This window comes from Stenotrophomonas sp. P5_B8 (assembly GCF_054049855.1).
In genome coordinates this window covers 1-2,586 of the sequence record NZ_JBFULO010000493.1, presented here as the reverse complement: position 1 = coordinate 2,586, position 2,586 = coordinate 1, and the positions used below count along the sequence as shown (strand labels likewise).

Below are 2,586 nucleotides of genomic sequence, written 5' to 3'. Positions count from 1 at the left end.
GGTCCAGTTCGATCGAGAAATCGCGGCTGGCCGCGCTGCTGAAACGAAAGCGCTGGCGCAGCCCGTCGACCAGTTCGCGCAGCTGCGCGGCAGCGAGGAAGTTCGGCGTGCCACCGCCAAGGTGCAGCTGGATCACCTCGCGCGAGACATCGAACAACGGTGCGATCTGGTCCGCCTCGCTCAGTACGCGCGCCACGTAGGCCACGCCCTTKCCGTGGTCGCGGGTAATCACCCGGTTGCAGCCGCAGTAGAAGCACGGGCTGCTGCAGTACGGCACGTGCACGTACAAGGACAACGGACGGGCGCAGGCGTTGCTGGCGCTGATCGCCGCGCGCAGCTGGTGCTCGCCGAAGCCATCGTGGAAATGCGGCGCGGTCGGATAGGAGGTGTAGCGCGGGCCGGGCCGGTCGTGGCGACGCAGCAGTTCCGGGTCGAAGTGCCAGGCAAGCCCGGCGGCGGCAGGCGAGATCGTGTCCATGCCTGACAGCTTGCGCGCGCAGCCGGACGCGCGCATTGCGCCAGATCAATCCAGCCGCGACGCCCCGACCACCGGCAACTGCGGCCAACGCAACATCTGGAACCGGCGCCAGAAGGTATCGGCGATGCGCGCAGCGACATCGTCGGCCAGGCGCTGCATCGGCGCATTGCCACATTCGGCGGTGGTCTGCCGGAACAGCGCCAGCCACCGGTCGAACAGATCGCGGTCCAGTTCGTCCATGGCCATGTGCTTGGGCATCGGCGCGCCGCTGAAACGGCGGGTGCCGCGCAGCATCGCCGACCAGAAATCGACCAGGTGCGCCAGGTGCGCGTCCCAGTCGTCCACGCGCGCGGTGAACACCGGGGCCAGACGCGGCTCGTCGCGCACGCGCGCATAGAAATCGTGGACCAGCCGGGTGACCTGGTCTTCGCTGCACAACGCCAGCGAGGGCGCGGGCATCGGGAAGGGGGATGGATCCGGCATGGCGTTCCTCTACGGCCGATGGTGGCCAGCATGCGCGCAGGGGCAGCGCAGCGGCTTTGATCAGAATCAATGTCGGCGCCGATCGCGCGCCCTAGTCTGTGAGTCCAGACAGGCTGCGCGCGCCCGGTCCACGACCGCCGGGAGTATAGCCGCGCCCTGCCCCTCCCTCCTGACCGTGGCTGCAATGACCGACCTGCACGACCCGCCCGAGGCCAGCCGGCGCCGGCTGCTCATCCAGCACTGGGGCGCCATCCTGTGGCCCAGTTTCGTCGCCGCCGKCCTGGCCAGCATGGTGTTCTTCGCCTTCGTCGATCCGCTGCGGTTGCGCGACATCAGCTTTCCGCAGCACGCGATCAGCCGCGAGCTCGGCTATACGCTCGGCTTTTTCATGTTCTGGGCGGTGACCGCTGCGGCCAGCAGCGTCACCTGGTACCTGTTGCGGCCGCTGCGCCGCGACGACGACGACGTGCCGTTGGGTTGACCATGCCCGCACGCCTCCACCTGCATCTGGTCCCGCCGCCTGCAGCGCCCCTGCCGCGTCCGCGCGCCGCGCTGCGCTGGCGCGCGCTGCTCTCGTCCACGCTGCTGGCCGGCTTCTATCTGCTGCCGTGGCTGCGCTGGGAGGGCCGCCAGGCGCTGTTGTTCGACCTGCCGAACCGCCGCTTCGATCTGTTCGGGCTGACCCTGTGGCCACAGGACCTGGGCGTACTGCTCGGATTGCTGGCGGTACTCGCCGTCGGCCTGGTGCTGCTGACCAACGTGGCCGGGCGGGTCTGGTGCGGCTACGGCTGCCCGCAGACGCTGTGGAGCGGCATGTTCGGCTGGATCGAACGCAGCAGCGCCCGGCGCCTGCGCCAGCCAGCGCTGGCGCGCGTGGTGAAGCACCTGGCCTGGGCCCTGCTGGCGCTGTGGACCGGGGTGACCTTCGTGGGCTTGTTCAGTCCGATCCGTGACCTGGTCGCGGGCCTGTGGCCACCGGACTGGAGTGGCTGGGAGACGTTCTGGGTGGTGTTCTATGCGCTGGCCACGTGGGGCAATGCCGGCTTCCTGCGCGAGCAGGTCTGCATCGACCTGTGCCCCTACGCGCGGCTCTGCCCGAGCCTGTGCGATACCGATACGCCCCAGGTGCACTACGACGCACGCCGTGGCGAACCGCGTGGCCCGCGTGCGCCCGGACAGGGCGCGGTGATGCAGCGCGGGCGCGGCCTGCTCGATCCGGTCAGTGCCAGCGACTACGCCTTCCGTGCCGCGCATCCGGCGTTGGCTGGGCCGATGCCGCACTTTCCCGACGACCGTCTGGGCGATTGCGTGGACTGCAAGGCCTGCGTGGCGGTCTGCCCGATGGCGCTGGATATCCGTAGCGGGCCGCACCCCGATTGCATCGCCTGCGGTGCCTGCGTGGATGCCTGTGATGCGCAGATGCGCGGATGGCACTTCCCGACCGGGCTGATCGCCCCTGCCAGCCCCAATCGGGTACAGCAACACGCACGCCGCTGGCTGCGACCGCGCACGCTGGCAGCCCTCGGCACCCTGCTGGTGCTGCTGGGCATCGGTGTGCATCGGTTTTAAACGGCGGCATCCCGCTACGCGCCTGCCATCGATCGACGGCGCCGGTCCCCCAACCG

At 69.7% G+C, this 2,586-nt stretch carries 3 protein-coding genes and 1 pseudogene; 2 read left to right on the top strand and 2 right to left on the bottom strand.

Going from position 1 to position 2,586, the window contains the following annotated elements; all coding sequences use genetic code 11:
* Together ACXJKH_RS18495 and ACXJKH_RS18490 are read right to left on the bottom strand one after the other, a co-directional pair.
* Positions 1-478: pseudogene (locus ACXJKH_RS18495) on the bottom strand (oxygen-independent coproporphyrinogen III oxidase); the annotation flags it as partial.
* 45 nt (positions 479-523) lie between these two features.
* Positions 524-961, bottom strand: coding sequence for a group III truncated hemoglobin (locus ACXJKH_RS18490; RefSeq protein WP_457321547.1), 438 nt, complete (start codon positions 959-961; stop codon positions 524-526).
* 184 nt (positions 962-1,145) lie between these two features.
* Here ACXJKH_RS18490 and ACXJKH_RS18485 point away from each other — a divergent pair, with 184 nt between their 5' ends.
* Positions 1,146-1,442, top strand: a complete 297-nt coding sequence (locus ACXJKH_RS18485; protein WP_457321545.1) for a hypothetical protein — start codon at positions 1,146-1,148, stop codon at positions 1,440-1,442.
* Between the two features lie 2 nt (positions 1,443-1,444).
* On the top strand, positions 1,445-2,530 hold the full coding sequence (locus tag ACXJKH_RS18480) for a 4Fe-4S dicluster domain-containing protein (protein ID WP_457321543.1): 1,086 nt from the start codon (positions 1,445-1,447) through the stop codon (positions 2,528-2,530).
* Positions 2,531-2,586 lie beyond the last annotated feature (56 nt).